The sequence below is a fragment of the Chitinivorax tropicus genome (assembly GCF_014202905.1).
Taxonomy (GTDB): domain Bacteria; phylum Pseudomonadota; class Gammaproteobacteria; order Burkholderiales; family SCOH01; genus Chitinivorax; species Chitinivorax tropicus.
Window position 1 is genome coordinate 167,961 of record NZ_JACHHY010000008.1, and the last position, 16,456, is coordinate 184,416.

A 16,456-nucleotide genomic window follows, 5' to 3' on the forward strand; every position below is an offset into this window, starting at 1 on the left:
AGCAGAGCCGAAAAGCACAACGCCACGGATTGACCGTGGCGTTGTTCGGAGATGTGGATCGAGATCAGGCTGCGTTGGCCGAGAAGCGCCCGTTGAGGCTGTCATCATTCAGTGTCTGATAAGCAAGCTTCATATAATCCTCAAGCTGGGCCAATTGGTCATTGACCTTGGTTTCCATTTGCTCCAGCTCGGCAATGCGATCTTCCAATGTATCTGTCGCACGATGGATGCGTTTCACACTTTCAAGGCGACGGCGCAATTGTAGCTGGTGTTCGCGAACTTGTGTCTCCATGGGGGACATAATGGTCTTGAGCCAATTTTCGACATCACGATTGGCGACTTCGAATACATAGACCACACGGCTGGCAATGGTTTCGAAGAATTTACGGGTCAACGTGTTCTTGCCAGTCGAAATGATATTGCCAAGGGTGTTGAAGTGCTCTTTATAGCTACGCTCCAGGCGAGCGATTTCCTTGTGGTATTTCAAGGTCGAGAACGGGGCTGGTGACACTTGGCTGAGCCCATGTTCTTCGCTGAATTTTTTGTACATGCCCGACATCATCGATTGGATTTCGGCAATCTGCTCCGCAGACTGAGCGATGGAGCCATTAGTCTCCTTGAAGAACTGGTTCATCGCATCGGTCAAGCCAGCGGAGAACATACTGCCCTCCATCTGCTCGCGAATCTTGTTGATCTCTGCCCGCAGATTGTCCATGCCAAGGAAGCCGAACAGGATATTGGTCTGTTGCGAGAAAACCGAGCGCAACGCCTGGAAGCGTTGTAAGCCGCGCTCAAAATGTTCTTTCTCTTGCTTGACCTTGTCCATCATGTGTTCGATCACATCTTGATTCTTGCCGCGCAGGCTTTTCAACTCCTGCAGTTGCTCGACGATGCCGGATTTGCGGGAATTCAGGATCTGACGTACACCAGATACGATATCTTCGATTTCATTCTGCGTACTGTCGCGAACGATGTCTTGTTTCGAGGGGATCAATTCGTCCGACAGTGCTCGTTCCAGTTTGCCGATTTGGCTCTTTTCAAGCAGGGCGCGGTCTTCATTGATTTTGGCGACCAATGCCTTCTGCGCAGAAACCGGAAAGACCTGAGAGATCTTCAAGTTCAACATGTCCGCGCTGGTGCGAATCTGCTTGTTGATCTCCGCATCGATCTCCGCATCGGTCTTCAGTGGGTCCCATAGGCCGTCGATCTTGTTGAGTACGACCACCCGACCCCGGCTACGGGCGCTCTGGTTACCAATATGGTTACGCCAGACATCAATGTCGGACTTGGTCACGCCTGTGTCTGCCGCCAATATGAAGAGGATGGCATGGGCGTTGGGCAACAGATTCAGTGTCAACTCGGGCTCTGTACCGATGGCATTCAGCCCTGGGGTGTCAAGGATGACCAAGCCCTGCTTCAACAGGGGATGCGGGAAATTGATGATGGCATGGCGCCAGCACGGGATGTCGATCTCACCGTCTTTGCCCACCGCAAGCTGATCATCTGGGTTTTCCGCATGGTACAAACCGAAGCGCGTTGCTTCCTCAATGGTAACTCTGCGGGTTTCACCAACTTGTTGGAATGCAGCCTGCATGGCCTCGGCAGAGTCGACATCCAGTGGAATGACAGTCCATTCCTCGGGATAGCGTTTGTATTCGGATGTGGTGGTATCCGTCGCACGGGTCTCGATCGGTAGTAGCTGAATCGAAGGCGGGCGAGAGGGGTCGTACATCAACTCGGTGGGGCACATGGTCGTGCGGCCTGCTGAGGAGGGCAGAATCCGCTGGCCATAATTCGAGAAGAAAATGGCATTGATCAGCTCTGATTTGCCGCGTGAAAACTCCGCGACAAATGCGACGTTCAATTTATCTTCACGCAGTCGGTCGATCAGGTGCTGAATGCGCATGTCGATCTGCGCATCGCCAAGATCCTGCTCCCCAAGCCACTTCTGGAATGTGCCGATACTCTGGGAAACGCCGGTACGCCAGCCACTATAGGCTTCAAAGTCGGCGATCAGATTGTCTGTTGGCATGGGGTTCAACCTCCGTCCACACGAAAAAATAAAAATGAAGGGCACTCTAACATAATCATAAGCCACATTTCCTGCCATTCTTCGGAAAGGAGCGGCCACCTGTCTCGGATGCCTAGATATTGAAATTTTAGCACATGCTAATGTTGGCAGCCTGTGCAATAGAAAGTCGAACGTTGCCCTTGCCGGATCTGCCTGATTTCGCTACCGCATATCTTGCATCCTTGCCCAGCCCGGTCGTAGACATACGTTTGCAGTTGAAAGTAACCGCTGGTGCCATCGCTGTTGACGAAATCCCGTAGTGTGCTTCCCCCGGCTTTCAGTGCATCTTGCAATGTGGCCTTGATGGCTGAAACCAGCTTTTTGCAGTGCGCTTGGCTGACTTGATTGGCTTGGGTTTCAGGGTGAATGCCGGCACGGAATAGTGATTCGCTGGCATAGATATTGCCCACGCCAACGACAATGTGGTTGTCCATGATGGCGGGTTTGATGGCAATTTGGCGCTTGCTTAGTGCAGCATGGAGATAGGCTGCATCAAAGTCGGCTTCCAGTGGTTCCGGCCCGAGGTTTGTCAGTAGAGGATGATCTTCAACGCGTCCAGGTTGCCATAGCACTGCGCCAAATCGACGTGGATCATGTAGTCGCAGTGCCAGGTCGGGGCTGAATTCAATGTCGAGATGGTCGTGTTTCTTTGGCGGAGTGCTTTTGGCCAGGATGCGTAAGCTGCCCGACATGCCCAGGTGGATCAACACGCCGCCATGGCCTAGGTCGATCAACAGATATTTTGCTCGCCGCTTGATGGCGCGAATGGTGCTGCCTGTCAGGCGTTGCGGGAGATCGTCAGGAATCGGCCAGCGCAGGCCGTGGTGTCTGATTATCACGTTCTGAATGATCTGCCCGATCATGCTGGGCTCGATACCCCGTCGGGTTGTTTCGACTTCTGGTAGTTCTGGCATGGCTCGCAAGTAACTCAAAAAGATCGATAATACAAATGAAACTGGCTAAGCAAAACCTCTAGCTTGATGTGGTTCAGCTGGCTGGCGTAAAGGCTCTGTCCCAGTCCAGTCATCGGATAAAGCAGGGTTTTGGGCATAGGCTTTATTGACACGATTCCATGATCCGCGTCGAATCGCGCGTTGGCATGGCCAGGGATGGTCGCTTGCCTGGCATGCTATATAACAGTGTTCGTGGCATCTTGTTTTTCCACGCGTGCTGGAGTCGATCGTTCGGGTTGACTTGATTGGTAGCAGGGATGCATTGGTACCATCAATTGTTTGTATGGATTACGTAGCGATGGGCTTTGTGTTCAATCCCACGGATAAAGCCAGATCAACATGGGCCATGAAACTATGCCAACGGAACCGGAGCTGGTGGTAAAGTGTCCGGATGCAACGCGCCGAACTCGGCTTGGCCAGTGTTGTCCATGCCGAGAAGCGCAATTGGAGAGTTTGTGAGTATTGTGATGAATGCCAAATTGATTCACTGCGCGACTTTGCTGGCATTGCTGACGGGTTGTGCTCAGGTGGCACCGCCGGCGGCAGTCGAAACTGCTGCTAAACCGGTGCCTGTTGCGCAAGCTGTGCAAAAAGACAGTGCAGAGGATGATGAGCCCGCCATGCCAGCGTCTGCTGCTTCATCCAGCAATCTGCCGAAGCAAGCGCTGACCAATGACATTCTATTCAACTATCTAGTGGGTGAGGTTGCTTGGCAACGGGGCCGTGGAGACTTGGCTGCCAGCGCTTTTTCCGAGCTGACCAAGCGAACCCGTGACCCTCGTCTTGCCCGTCGTGGCGCTGAAGTCGCCATGCAAGGTGGACGGATGAATCAGGCACTGGAGAATGCAAGGGTCTGGGCTGAATTGGAGCCGGAATCCGCCAATGCGCGAAGCGTGATGGTGGGGCTGCTGTTAGGTCTGGGTAAATATGATGAAGCCTTGCCTCTGGTCAAAAATATACTCTCCAAACAAACAATGGGGTTACCTCGCGTTTGGCTCGAATTGCATGACCTGCTGATCAAACAGCAAGACAAAACAGGTGCGCTGAATTTTGCCAAGACGCTTGCCGCAGATTATCCATTCACAGCAGAGGCGAGGTTTGTGGTTGGATCATTGGCATTCCGTGTCAATGATACGCAGCTCGCTGAGTCTGAAATCAAACACGCACTTGCTTTGCGGCCAGATTGGGAGTACGCGGCGCTCTACTATGCGCAGCTACTCCATAAAACATCGGTCGATGCGGCCAGAGACTTTTTAGCTGAATATCTGCAGAAACAACCCAATGCCCTAGAGGCACGTCGATCCTACGCGCGTATCCTGGCTGCAAAAAAGGCCTGGGCGCCCTCGCGCGATGAATTCAACAAGATTCTGGAGCGAGAGCCGCAAAATACCGATATGTTGTTTGCGGTTGCCAGTCTTTCGCTGGAGATGAAAGAGCCGCAGCAAGCACTGGCTACGTTGAAAAAAATCGAAGAAATCGGCGTGCGTGATGCCTCATCGCTTTACTTGATGATGGGGCAGGTATACGAGGAGGTCGGCAAGCCAGAACAAGCCCGCCAAGCCTATGCACTGGTGCCGATGGGGGAGCGTTACGCCAATGCCCAGGCCCGTTATGCCAAGCTTCTGGTGGCAGAGGGCAAGCTCGAAGAAGCGTTGAAACATTTGAGCGAACGCCCCTTCAAATCATCGGAACAGCAAATCAATTGGATTCAAATGCAGGTTCAGCTGTTACGGGAAGCGCGACAGTATGAGCGTGCCTATGGCTTGCTGACCGATACATTGAAGAAATATCCGAATAATCCTGATCTGCTTTATGACCGGGCGATGATCGCGGAAAAAACTGATCGGGTCGATCAGGCAGAAAAAGATTTGCGCGCCGTGCTGAAAGTCAAACCTGACAGTGCCATGGTGCTGAATGCACTGGGATTTACATTGGCAGACCATACCCGTCGCTTAGATGAAGCACTGAAGCTGATCGAGGCTGCATTGAAATTGGAGCCGGATGACCCATTCATTCTGGATAGCATGGGCTGGGTCAAATTCCGCATGGGTAAATTGGAGGAAGGCTTGAGCTATCTGAATAAAGCCTATGCGGCCCGCCCGGACCCAGAAATCGCAGCACATATTGGTGAAGTGCAGTGGGCAATGGGGCGCAGACAGGAAGCAAAAAATACATGGCAGGATGCCTTGAAACAAAATCCAGATCACGAAGCCTTGCTGCAGGCCATCAAGAAATTCGCACAGTGAGACAGTATGCCCTGCTGGCGGCCTGCTTATTGCTGGCCGCATGTTCCAGTGTGCCGGTCATCAATGGCAACGCACCTACACAATCGTCATCTGTGACGCAAACAGCCTTTGAGCTGGTCGGGCGTTTGGGGGTCAGATACGAAAAAGGCGGCCAACATGGCAATGTAAGCTGGCGCCATCAGCCTGACATGGACGAAGTCGAAATGCGATCACCACTTGGTTCCATTGTTGCCAAGCTCAGGGTTGATACGCAGGGCGCGATGATCGATTTTGGCGAGGGCCGGATCGAACATGCGCCAGATGTGGAAACCTTGACCAAGACATTGCTGGGCTGGGAGCTGCCGCTAACGGGCTTGCGTTATTGGGTATTCGCCCAGCCTGCGCCCACCAGCCCCGCGCAAACAGAGAAAGACCCGCAAGGGCGTGTCACCCAGCTAGAGCAAGCGGGCTGGGTCATTGAATACGCCAACTATCCCGATAACCAATCTTTGCCAGGCAAGATCATCATGCGTCGCACACCACTTGAAATACGCTTGGTGGTTGATACCTGGTCAGTACAGCATGTTGACAGCACCCAAACCCGGTTTTGAACTATCACTGCCCGCCCCGGCAAAACTCAACCTGTTTCTACATATCGTCGGGCGTCGCCCGGATGGCTACCATCTACTGCAGACAGCATTTCGATTCATCGATTTCGCGGACACCCTGCATTTTCGACTGCGTACGGATAACCACATCCGTCGCCTGAATGACATCCCAGGTGTGCCCGAAGAGCAGGATCTAGTGGTCAGAGCCGCTCGACTCTTGCAGCAGTACACAGGCTGTAGACTAGGGGCAGAGATAGAAATTGAGAAAAAGCTACCGATGGGTGGCGGCTTGGGCGGTGGAAGCTCCGACGCGGCGACCGCGCTACTCGCCTTGAACAAGCTTTGGCAGTTAAATTTGCCCAGAGAGCAACTTCAGGAAATCGGTCTGCAGTTAGGGGCGGATGTGCCGGTATTTATTTTCGGACATAATGCCTTTGCCGAGGGAGTGGGGGAACAATTACAAGAAATTCAAATGGATGAGGCATGGTATGTGGTCATCATCCCCCCGGTGCAGGTACCCACGGCGAAAATATTTTCGTCGGAACGCTTGACAAGGAATACGCCGGTAATTAAAGTGGCGGCCTTTCCTGACGCACCGACCCGCAATGACTTGCAGCCGGTTGTCTGTGAGCAGTACCAAGAAGTAAATACTGCAATCAAAATGCTAAGCCAGTTTGGCGAGGCAAAAATGTCAGGAAGCGGTGCTTGTGTTTTTGTTGAATTAAAAACTAGACAAGCAGCCGAAAATGTGGTGAAATCGCTGTCTCTCGAAATTAAGAGTGTTGTGGCGAGAGGCTTAGATGGTCACCCGCTTCTCTCAATGTAGAGAACTCAATAGGGGAGTCGCCAAGTCGGTTAAGGCATCGGATTTTGATTCCGACATTCGAGGGTTCGAATCCTTCCTCCCCTGCCAGTTAAAATAAAAAAGCGTGTAACCAGTTACACGCTTTTTTTGTTATGTGCTGAGGTGATGACGTGGCTTATGACGGATTAATGGTTTTTACCGGCAATGCCAACCCGAAATTGGCGGAAGATGTAGTTCGCCATCTCGATATTACGCTAGGCCGCATCTCCGTTGGCCGTTTCAGTGACGGTGAAGTTACTGTTGAGTTGCTTGAAAATGTCCGTGGACGTGATGTTTTCGTATTGCAATCCACCTGCCAGCCGACAAGCGACAATTTGATGGAAATCATGTTGATCGCTGATGCATTGAAACGCGCATCAGCTGGCCGTATTACAGCCGCAATTCCCTATTTCGGCTATGCCCGCCAAGACCGCCGCCCCCGATCAGCTCGTGTACCGATTTCTGCTAAAGTCGTTGCGAACATGCTCACCAGTGCTGGCGTTGACCGCGTTCTGACCGTCGATCTGCACGCAGATCAAATTCAAGGCTTCTTTGATATCCCTGTTGATAATATCTACGCTACACCTGTCCTGCTGGCAGATGTACGGGCCAAGAATTATGAGAATCTGCTGGTCGTGTCACCGGACGTAGGCGGGGTGTTGCGCGCCCGTGCAATGGCCAAGCAATTGAACACTGATCTGGCAATCATTGATAAGCGCCGTCCTAAGGCGAATGTGGCGGAAGTGATGCACATTATTGGCGATGTGGCTGGTCGTACCTGCTTGATCATGGACGATATGGTGGATACCGCCAATACTTTGTGTAAGGCCGCAGCTGCATTGAAGCAACATGGGGCAGAGCGAGTATTGGCTTATGCTACGCATCCTGTATTGTCAGGTGCGGCTGTGGAGCGTATCAAGAATTCGGATCTCGACGAGCTGGTGGTAACGGATACGATTCCGTTTACCGATGAGGCACTTGCTTGTGATCGTATCCGTGCGGTGAGCATTGCACCGCTGCTGGCTGAAACCTTGCGTAGAATCAGTAACGAAGAGTCTGTCAGTTCTTTGTTCGTTGATTGAAGTTTTTGAGTGCGGCGCGTCAGCGCCGCTTGTTACATGAGTCATCTGGTCGCGGATGGCTCTATATTTGGAGTGTTACCATGAACTTTGAAGTTATTGCCCAAGCACGTGTTGAGCAGGGTTCGGGTGCGAGCCGCCGCCTGCGCAACGCAGGTCGCGTGCCCGCTATCGTTTACGGTGGTGGTGCAGAGCCAACCGTCATCAGCCTGGATCACAATGCAATTTTCCACCAACTGCGCGTCGAAGCGTTCCACGCTTCCGTTCTGAATCTGAATATCGACGGTAAGGTCGAGAAGGTTCTGTTGCGCGACGTGCAACACCACAGCTTCAAGCAACTGGTTCTGCATGTTGATTTCCAACGTGTAAACCCGAATGAAAAGCTGCACATCAAGGTGCCTCTGCACTTTGTAAATGCAGATGCTGCGCCAGGCGTGAAGCTGGGTGGCGGTATCATCAATCACGTATTGAACGAAGTCGATGTTAGCTGCTTGCCAGCTGATCTGCCTGAGTTCATTGAAGTTGATCTGGGCAACCTGCAAGGTGGCGCGTCCATCCACTTGGCTGATATCAAGCTGCCGAATGGTGTTGAGATCATGGCGCTGTCTCGTGGCGACAACCAGACCGTAGCAAACTGCTCCGGTAAGTTGGGCGGCGAAGAAGCGGCTGCTGAATAAGCACAGTTTCGACATCGAAACGGCTCGTCACCAGACTCTTGGGTTTGGGGCGGGCCGTTTTTAGCTTTAAGACTTTTTTCCTGAATGCCCAGTGTCGCTATATCAAGGTATATTCATGAAAGTGGTCTGGATGGAAAAGTCATGGCAAACGGAATCAAGCTGGTCGTAGGCCTGGGTAACCCTGGCCCTGAATATCACGATACTCGCCACAATGCGGGGTTTTGGTGGGTGGATTGTATTGCGCATGATGAAGGTGTATCGCTGCGCCATGATTCGAAATTTCATGGCTTGGTGTCACGAGTAGGGCATGCTGAGCATGAGCTTTGGCTCATGCAGCCGCAGACCTATATGAATCGTAGCGGCATTGCCGTGGCAAGCCTGTGCAAGTTTTACAAGATCACACCAGAGCAGATTCTGGTTGTACATGATGAATTGGATCTGCCCCCGGGTGTAGCTAAACTCAAGCAGGGTGGAGGTCACGGTGGCCACAATGGGCTGAAGGACATCATTGCCCACCTGGGGACGCCGAATTTTTGGCGATTACGGCTAGGGATAGGGCATCCCGGTGATCGCAACGAGGTGGCCAATTTTGTATTGAAGGCACCGAGAGCCGAGGAGCAGAAGGTCATAGATGATGCGATCGACCTCTCTCTGAAAATATTGCCAATGCTCAGGCGTGGGGACTTTCCCAAAGCCATGCATCAATTGCATACGCCGAGCAAACCGAAAAACGTTTCAATGGAAAAACCATCATGAGTCTCAAATGCGGTATCGTTGGCTTGCCCAACGTTGGGAAATCGACATTATTCAATGCCTTGACCAAGGCTGGCATTGAAGCAGCCAATTATCCGTTTTGCACAATCGAGCCCAATGTCGGCATCGTCGAAGTGCCTGATCATCGCTTGGTTGAGCTATCCAACATTGTCAAGCCACAGAAAGTCCAACCTGCAATCGTAGAGTTTGTGGACATTGCTGGGTTGGTAGCTGGTGCGTCCAAGGGAGAAGGGTTGGGCAACCAATTCCTGGCCAATATTCGCGAGACAGATGCTATCGTCAATGTCGTGCGCTGCTTTGAAGACGAGAACATTGTGCATGTGGCTGGCCGAGTCGATCCCATTGCCGATATTGAAACCATTGGAACCGAGCTGGCTTTGGCCGACATGGCATCGGTCGAAAAGGCGCAAGCTCGCGAAGGAAAAAAAGCAAAATCAGGTGATAAGGAAGCGCAAAAGCTGATCGCTGTCCTGGAAAAGCTGCTGCCGCACCTGAATGAAGGAAAACCCGCTCGTAGCGCGGGGCTGAGTGATGATGAGAAAGCTCTGATCAAGCCATTGTGCTTATTGACCATCAAGCCCGCCATGTATGTAGCCAATGTGGCAGAAGATGGCTTTACCAACAATGCCCACCTGGATCGACTGACTGAATTGGCCGGCAAAGAAGGTGCCCCGGTTGTTGCGCTGTGCGCAGCCATCGAATCAGAAATTGCCGATTTGGACGACGCAGATAAGGTTGAATTTCTGGAAAGCATGGGCTTGGAAGAGCCAGGCCTCAATCGCCTGATCCGTGCAGGCTACAAATTGCTAGGTCTGCAGACATACTTCACCGCTGGTGTTAAAGAGGTTCGAGCCTGGACGATTCATGTTGGCGACACCGCCCCCCAGGCTGCCGGCGTCATCCATACCGATTTCGAGCGAGGCTTCATCCGCGCCCAGACCATTGCCTTTGACGACTTCATCAAGTTCAGCGGTGAGCAGGGTGCTAAAGAAGCAGGCAAAATGCGATCGGAAGGTAGGGATTATGTAGTGCAAGATGGCGATGTGATGAATTTCTTATTTAACGTCTGATTCGAACAAGCCATTTCAAGCGATTGCACATGCTTGCAGGTGCATCACTTAAAGTGACACAAAGCCCCGTGGATACGGGGCTTTTTCATTTCAGCTTGTTGCATGCAACGACACTTGATAGCGCTGCGTAAGTGAATACGGTCGTGTCTTTGGTTCTTTCTCGATCGATATGTTACTCAAAAGTAGGCAGGTCCGTTGCCTCTGATCTGAATGCCCGAGGTCGGTTCTGCATTGATGCAGGCCGACCTGTTGGGCTGATGCCATGTCAGCCTAGCCTTCTACCTCGCACAATAATTCATGCATTTGGTACAGCCCGTCACGCATTGTTGGGAACAGGCTGTGGTGGAAGTTGTTCCAGCGCAGCTCCAGTATTGTGTCGTCGGGGTGGATGTCGGTATTGAGCGAATCCACGATGACCTCGCCTGAGTCGATACCGTTGTCTACCAAGTGAAAGGATGCCCCGGTTTTGAATAAGGGGGGCGTGGGTTGGGCCTGCATGGTGGTCCAGTTGGTTACTTTCTGGCCGCGTGCGCACCATAGTGCATCCAAGGTTGCGGTGGCGCCACGTCTTTCGTAGGGGGAGTCTAGGCGGGTGATGCCGGGGTGGATATTCACTATACGCCCACGATAAGGGGCACCTGGTCTGACCAGTTCGTCCAAAATCACCAGTAAGCCATCGAGCAATACCAGGTCTGCGCCGATATCGTCCAGGCGTGCTTTCAAGCGGCGCTCGAATGCCTGCTTTCCCTGCGTGCGTCCAGGATGCGCCAACGGCAGTTTGCGGTAGGTCGATGGAATGGGTTCCAGCAGGTTGTTCAGTGGTACGCCTTGTACAGACAGGTTCTGCGGGTATATCCATAGACCGTCTGCCTGTGGCTTGAAGCCAAATCGCCCTAATTTGTCACGATCACGTGGGGACTCTGGATCGTCATCATAGATGATGGCCTCCAGTGACCATTTGGCCCCAAGGTCGGTGTGATTCAGCTGTTCTACCAAGTATTCCAGTGGTGAGGGCATGTAGCGTAACTCCCCTTTGTAAGGCACCTGCTGGCCAGCTAAGTCGGCAGCTGCATTGCGGAGGGAAAACAGATAAACCAGTTTCTTCTTGCTCACGGCCTTTCCTTGTTTGTGATGTCTTGTCTGTCAGGACGGCTAGGGTGGGCATTTGTTTACTCATGTTGCCCGACGCTATCTGTATTGCGGCTACTTTGACCGAGTTTGGCTGCTGATGCGGGTCTTGCATGCCTTTGCAGGTGAGATGGCGCAGGTGTGTTTTGAGATGGCCGAGGATGGCTTGCTTGTCGATGATGGATGGCTTGCCATGATCATGTGTGCTAGGCAGCGGTGTGTTGCATGCGGAGCGGATGAGGGCAGGACGTATGACATTGGGTTGGATGATGGCTCGGCTTTGGTCTTGAGGCAGCTACTATTGCTGTCAACGCTTCCATTACTTTGTTGTAATGATAGTGATTCTTGTTTATATTCTCATTCTTTTTATGCTCCCGGCAATTGCTGTGCGCGTTCTATCTCCAATGAATGAGGAAGCGTATGTATTATCGTTCCACTCCACATCCGACTGGCATCGCTGTACTGTTGGCGTTGAGCGCCAGTGCCTTCGCAAATGAGGTCACCTTACCCCCTGTCACCATTTCAGCAAATGGGTCGCCAACCGAGCAATCCGCGACTGGCCGGGTGAAGGGTTATGTCGCCAAGAGCAGCGCTACTGCTGGCCGTATCGCGGCTGATCAGGTCGAGATTGCCCAATCCTTGAGCATTGTGGGCCAGGATGAGATGAAGGCTCGCGGGGTGGTCACCTCTGAGGAGGCGATCCGCTATACCCCAGGGGTGAATGTTGCGCCGTGGGGCTACGATGAACGCGGGACGACTTTGTTCACGTTAAGAGGTTTTTCGAACCCGGCGGGTGCATATCTTGATGGCTTGCATCAGTTCGCTGGTGGGTTTGGTACGCATATCTTCGAGACGTATGGTATGGAGCGGATCGAGGTATTGAGAGGTGCTGCTTCTGTCATGGTCGGGGACAGTGAAGTCAGTGGCATCGTCAACCATGTCAGTAAGCGTCCACGGCGGGAGATGATCAACGAAGTCGGTGTTGGACTGGGTGATGCCGCCCAGAAGGAATTACGCACCGACTTGGGTGGTGAGGTGGCCGGGGAGCGGAATGTGCAATACCGGTTGACGGCGCGGGCGGCTGAGAATGGTTCTCGTGCGGATTTCCACGGCGCGGATGCGAAAGACAGTCGTCATTACTATGTGGCCCCCACCATCAGCTGGCAGCCGATTGCGGGTTTGAATCTGACGCTGTTGGCATCACTACGCGACAATAAGGGGCCAGCGCACAACCTGGAATATATCCATGCTGACCAAAGCCGCAGCAGGGTGCTCGTGACCGATCCACATTTCAGCCAATTCAATCACCAGCAATCTCGGCTGGCATTGGAAACGACCTATCAATTCGCGGATGGCTGGCATTATCGCCAGCAGCTGGCCACGGCAAAAGTTGATGCCCGCACCGATGCCGCCTGGCTATTGGCGGGCCAAGGCAGTGCTGATCCGGATGGCAATGTGTCACGCTACGCATCCCGCTATCAGGATGGATTACGTAACAGAAACTGGGTGCACCAGATCGAGGGCCGTTTCCAGACCGGTGGTGTCCAGCATGCGCTGGCGGCGGGAATCGATTGGCATCGATACCTTGGCGACAACCGTACCAGCTATGGCGCGGCGCCTGACATCAATATCCGGAATCCGGTTTATCGCCCCATTGACCAAGACAGCTTGGTCTTGTCCAGGGCTGGCACGGAGCGGGTGAGCCAGACAGGTTGGTTTGTCCAGGACAGATTGCAGATCGGTGCATGGGGGGCGGACTTGGCCTTGCGCCATGACAAGGTTCGCAAACAGACACATGTGACGACCAGCATGTCGGCGCCGGACGATACCCACACCAGCCAACGGAATCAGGCAACCACAGGCCGCCTGGGTATCAATCATCGGTTGGATAATGGTCTGGTACCTTACCTGAACTACGGCACGTCATTCCAGACACAAGTAGGTCAAGACCGAGAGGGAAGACATTTCCAACCGGCAAAAGGTAAGCAGATCGAGGGTGGGGTCAAGTATCAGACATCAGATGGCCAATCCTTGCTGACCGCTGCCGTGTTTGATCAAACCAAGGAAAACGTTCTGACGCCCGACCCAGTTGATCAGAATTTCTCGGTGCAGACTGGCGAGGTGCGGGTGAAGGGCATCGAGCTGGAAGCGCGCTACGCCCTTACCAAAGAGTTGAATCTGCTGGCCAGCTACAGCCACATCGACACCAAGGTCAGCCGTAGCAATGGTCAGAATCTGGGTAAGCAGCTGACCTTGTCGCCCAAGGAGATGGCGTCACTCTGGCTGGATTATTCCCTGCCGCAAGGCTGGGGGGTGGGGATCGGCGGGCGTTATAAGGGCAAGGATTTTGCTGATGAGGGCAATACACTGGTCAATCCTGCCCGTACCCTGGTGGATGCAGCAGTATGGTACAAGCATGGCCCGTGGCATGCCCGCTTGAATGTCAGCAATCTGGGGGATCAGGACTACATCACCAACCTGGGTTGGGGCTCGCCTGCCCAGGGGCGGAAGATCAACCTCAATGTCGATTATAAGTTCTGATCGATCTGCAGCTGGCGGCCAGCCTTGTTGAAGGGTTGGCCGCATCACCTCCAAGGGAATGATCAATGTCACCTCCGACATTACGTTTTTGGCATTGGCTGCACAAATGGAGCAGCCTGATCTCTACCCTGTTCATGCTTCTGGTCTGTCTGACCGGTCTGCCGCTTATATTTCTGCACGAAATCAACGACCTGTCTGGTCGGTCCCCGGTGTTGCAGCCGGTGGCGGCGGATGTGGTCGATGTGCCGCTGCAGCAGCTGGAGCAGGCGGGCCAACGGTTGCACCCAGGCTTTAAGCCGCATGTGCTGATCCGCGACCATGAGCAACCGATCTGGATACTGGGCTTGGCGAACCAGGCCGATCACAAGCAGTCGGTTGAACTGTATCTGGATAGCCGGACGGCACAGCCATTGGTGCATCATTACGAGCAGGATTTCGTCTGGCTTTTGTGGAAACTGCATACTGATCTGCTGGTGGGCTTACCGGGCACGTTATTCCTTGGCCTGATGGGGGGGCTGATGCTGGTGGCCATTGTCTCCGGCGTGGTGCTGTATGCGCCCTTCATGCGCAAATTGCCTTTTGGCACGGTCAGGCGCATGCGTAGCCGCCACATCCGCTGGCTGGACTGGCACAATCTGCTAGGAATCGTTATTGCGCTGTGGCTGACAGTGGTGGGGTTGACCGGGGTGATCAATACGCTGGTGACGCCGATGAGTTATCTGTGGCAGCAACAGGAACTGGCTTCCATGACTGCTGCCTACCATGGTCAGGCCCCTGTCGCACAGCCGTTGTCCGCGCAGTATGCGGTGGAGGCGGCGACACGCCTGCTGCCGGATAAATCGGTCAATTCCGTCTATTACCCTGACCCAGACGAAGGCAGCCCCCATCATTTCATCGTGTTGATGCAGGGTAGGGAAGCGGTCAGCCAATATCTGTTGACGCCGGTGTTGGTGGATGCACGTACCGGGCAGGTGACAGACAGCCGGGCCATGCCCTGGTACCTGCAAATGCTGATGCTGTCCAAGCCGCTGCATTTTGGTGACTATGGTGGCATGCCGTTGAAAGTCCTCTGGACCTTGCTGGATATCGCGTGCATCGTCGTACTGGGTAGTGGCCTGTATCTATGGTGGCGAAAGCATCGTCTGGTACATACTCAGGCTGGGCAGGCCATCGATACGGTCTTTGCGGAGGAGCAGGCATGAGACTGACGTTGTGGCATGTATTTCGTCAACCTTTGCTACTGGCTGTCTTGACGCTGGTTGGGCTGCTATCGGCCTTGCTGGGAGAGGGCGTGTGGGACTGGGTGTCCTGGCTGAGCCTCGGTTGGGTCTGCGCGGTGGGTGGGTTCCACAGTTTACGCAATCAATAGTGAGATGATCCGTGGTGGCCAGCCTTCCCTGGCGATCCGGCACGGGCTGTGAGACGCCGCATGCCTGGATCAATCGGGAGGGCTGGCCAGCCCTGTTCATACAAAGTCAGTCGAGGCTCTCCAGCCTCATGGCCAGCGCTGACAAAAATGGCTCACTGTGGATGATATTCATATGCGTCAGATCTGGCAGTAGCGACCGACTTGCCAAGGCAGCGTCTGCTGGCCAGTCAAATGGATTGTCAGTGCTGCCGGCCTGCCAGGCGTGTAAGGTCAAGCCTGCAGGCTGATGTTGCCAGCCATCCAAAACTGTTGCCGACTCCATTTGCATCCACAGTTTGCTTTCTTCTGCATCGATCCCTTCACCATCGAGTGGCATCACGCCCTCCGCTTGCAAGATCGCCTGATGGCAAAGCTTCAGACGTTGCGGCGACATGCGAGCCAGCAGCTGCCGCCAGCGATGCGACATCGTGGATTGCGCCAGCCACGCATCACACAACAGCTTGGCGCGCGATTCATCTGAGGGGGAGAGGTGGATTGGATAGGCCCGGTTGTCTACCACATCCACCATCCCGATCAGGCCAACGTCAACCCGGCCATGCAAGCGAGAAGCCACCTCATAGGCCAGATGACCACCAATCGACCAGCCCAGCAGATGGCATCTGCCCCCCCCGACCACGCTCTGAATATAGTCGGCAGCCTCGTCTGCAATCCGCGCAATGTCGAAGCCAGCCCAGCGAGGTGGCGTCAACACATGGCTGCTGAAGCAATGCACGGGCCTGATGTGTTGCTGTGATGAAATGATGGCGCCAAATTCGCTGCCATTGACTTGCAGGCCAGGCAGAATGAACAGGGGCCACCCCTTGGCATGATCGTTGCGGACAGTGACTTGAATGCTGGTGCGGGCTGGCCGTCGCTCAAGAGTTGTCGCCATGGCCGACAAGTTGGGCTCCCGCATCAGCTCCAGCAACGTTAAGCTGTCTTCACCAAACTGCCGGTGAATCCGCTCCAACAAGGTCAACGCCAGCAGCGAATGGCCGCCGAGCGCAAAGAAACTATCGTGTCGCCCGACGCGCTCGACCCCCAGCACCTCGGCCCAGAGAGCGGCGAGACGGGTTTC

At 53.8% G+C, this 16,456-nt stretch carries 14 protein-coding genes and 1 tRNA gene; 11 read left to right on the top strand and 4 right to left on the bottom strand.

The features are described from left to right. Positions 1–64 precede the first annotated feature (64 nt). Complete coding sequence (locus tag HNQ59_RS08285) at positions 65–2,032, bottom strand: dynamin family protein (protein WP_184037653.1); 1,968 nt, start codon at positions 2,030–2,032, stop codon at positions 65–67. A 137-nt stretch (positions 2,033–2,169) separates the two neighbouring features. Beyond that, positions 2,170–2,985, bottom strand: a complete 816-nt coding sequence (gene mutM / locus HNQ59_RS08290) for a bifunctional DNA-formamidopyrimidine glycosylase/DNA-(apurinic or apyrimidinic site) lyase (protein WP_184037656.1) — start codon at positions 2,983–2,985, stop codon at positions 2,170–2,172. 494 nt (positions 2,986–3,479) lie between these two features. On the opposite strand from mutM, the gene HNQ59_RS08295 reads away from it, so the two are divergent. The 8 genes from HNQ59_RS08295 (at position 3,480) to ychF (ending at position 10,301) form a co-directional block, all read left to right on the top strand. Further along, a complete protein-coding gene (locus HNQ59_RS08295) occupies positions 3,480–5,270 on the top strand; it encodes a tetratricopeptide repeat protein (RefSeq protein WP_184037659.1) in 1,791 nt (596 codons plus the stop codon). Further along, positions 5,267–5,860, top strand: a complete 594-nt coding sequence (lolB, locus tag HNQ59_RS08300; protein WP_184037661.1) for a lipoprotein insertase outer membrane protein LolB — start codon at positions 5,267–5,269, stop codon at positions 5,858–5,860. The genes HNQ59_RS08295 and lolB overlap by 4 nt, the downstream gene beginning before the upstream one ends. Continuing rightward, the gene (ispE, locus tag HNQ59_RS08305) at positions 5,832–6,683 is read left to right on the top strand and encodes a 4-(cytidine 5'-diphospho)-2-C-methyl-D-erythritol kinase (protein ID WP_184037664.1); all 852 of its coding nucleotides are present in this window, start codon (positions 5,832–5,834) and stop codon (positions 6,681–6,683) included. Before lolB ends, ispE begins: the two co-directional genes overlap by 29 nt. Before the next feature lie 10 nt (positions 6,684–6,693). After that, positions 6,694–6,770: transfer RNA gene (locus HNQ59_RS08310), tRNA-Gln, on the top strand. Between the two features lie 80 nt (positions 6,771–6,850). Further along, a complete protein-coding gene (locus tag HNQ59_RS08315) occupies positions 6,851–7,783 on the top strand; it encodes a ribose-phosphate pyrophosphokinase (RefSeq protein WP_184037701.1) in 933 nt (310 codons plus the stop codon). 80 nt (positions 7,784–7,863) lie between these two features. Continuing rightward, positions 7,864–8,457, top strand: coding sequence for a 50S ribosomal protein L25/general stress protein Ctc (locus HNQ59_RS08320; RefSeq protein ID WP_184037665.1), 594 nt, complete (start codon positions 7,864–7,866; stop codon positions 8,455–8,457). 141 nt (positions 8,458–8,598) lie between these two features. Further along, on the top strand, positions 8,599–9,213 hold the full coding sequence (gene pth / locus HNQ59_RS08325; protein ID WP_184037670.1) for an aminoacyl-tRNA hydrolase: 615 nt from the start codon (positions 8,599–8,601) through the stop codon (positions 9,211–9,213). Continuing rightward, positions 9,210–10,301, top strand: a complete 1,092-nt coding sequence (ychF, locus tag HNQ59_RS08330; RefSeq protein WP_184037673.1) for a redox-regulated ATPase YchF — start codon at positions 9,210–9,212, stop codon at positions 10,299–10,301. Before pth ends, ychF begins: the two co-directional genes overlap by 4 nt. Before the next feature lie 270 nt (positions 10,302–10,571). Here ychF and HNQ59_RS08335 read toward each other — a convergent pair whose 3' ends face one another. Then, entirely contained in the window at positions 10,572–11,414 is an 843-nt protein-coding gene (locus HNQ59_RS08335; protein ID WP_184037676.1) for a formyltransferase family protein, read from the bottom strand. 435 nt (positions 11,415–11,849) lie between these two features. Here HNQ59_RS08335 and HNQ59_RS08340 point away from each other — a divergent pair, with 435 nt between their 5' ends. The 3 genes from HNQ59_RS08340 to HNQ59_RS08350 all read left to right on the top strand — a co-directional run bounded on the left by HNQ59_RS08340 (position 11,850) and on the right by HNQ59_RS08350 (position 15,339). Next, a complete protein-coding gene (locus HNQ59_RS08340; RefSeq protein WP_184037679.1) occupies positions 11,850–13,970 on the top strand; it encodes a TonB-dependent siderophore receptor in 2,121 nt (706 codons plus the stop codon). A gap of 65 nt (positions 13,971–14,035) precedes the next feature. After that, positions 14,036–15,172 (top strand): PepSY-associated TM helix domain-containing protein, encoded by a 1,137-nt coding sequence (locus HNQ59_RS08345; RefSeq protein ID WP_184037680.1) that lies wholly within the window; start codon positions 14,036–14,038, stop codon positions 15,170–15,172. Further along, positions 15,169–15,339, top strand: a complete 171-nt coding sequence (locus tag HNQ59_RS08350; RefSeq protein ID WP_184037682.1) for a hypothetical protein — start codon at positions 15,169–15,171, stop codon at positions 15,337–15,339. Before HNQ59_RS08345 ends, HNQ59_RS08350 begins: the two co-directional genes overlap by 4 nt. A gap of 106 nt (positions 15,340–15,445) precedes the next feature. Here the strand turns inward: HNQ59_RS08350 and HNQ59_RS08355 are convergent. Beyond that, a partial coding sequence (locus HNQ59_RS08355; protein ID WP_246490905.1) for an alpha/beta fold hydrolase occupies positions 15,446–16,456 on the bottom strand: 1,011 nt, incomplete at its 5' end.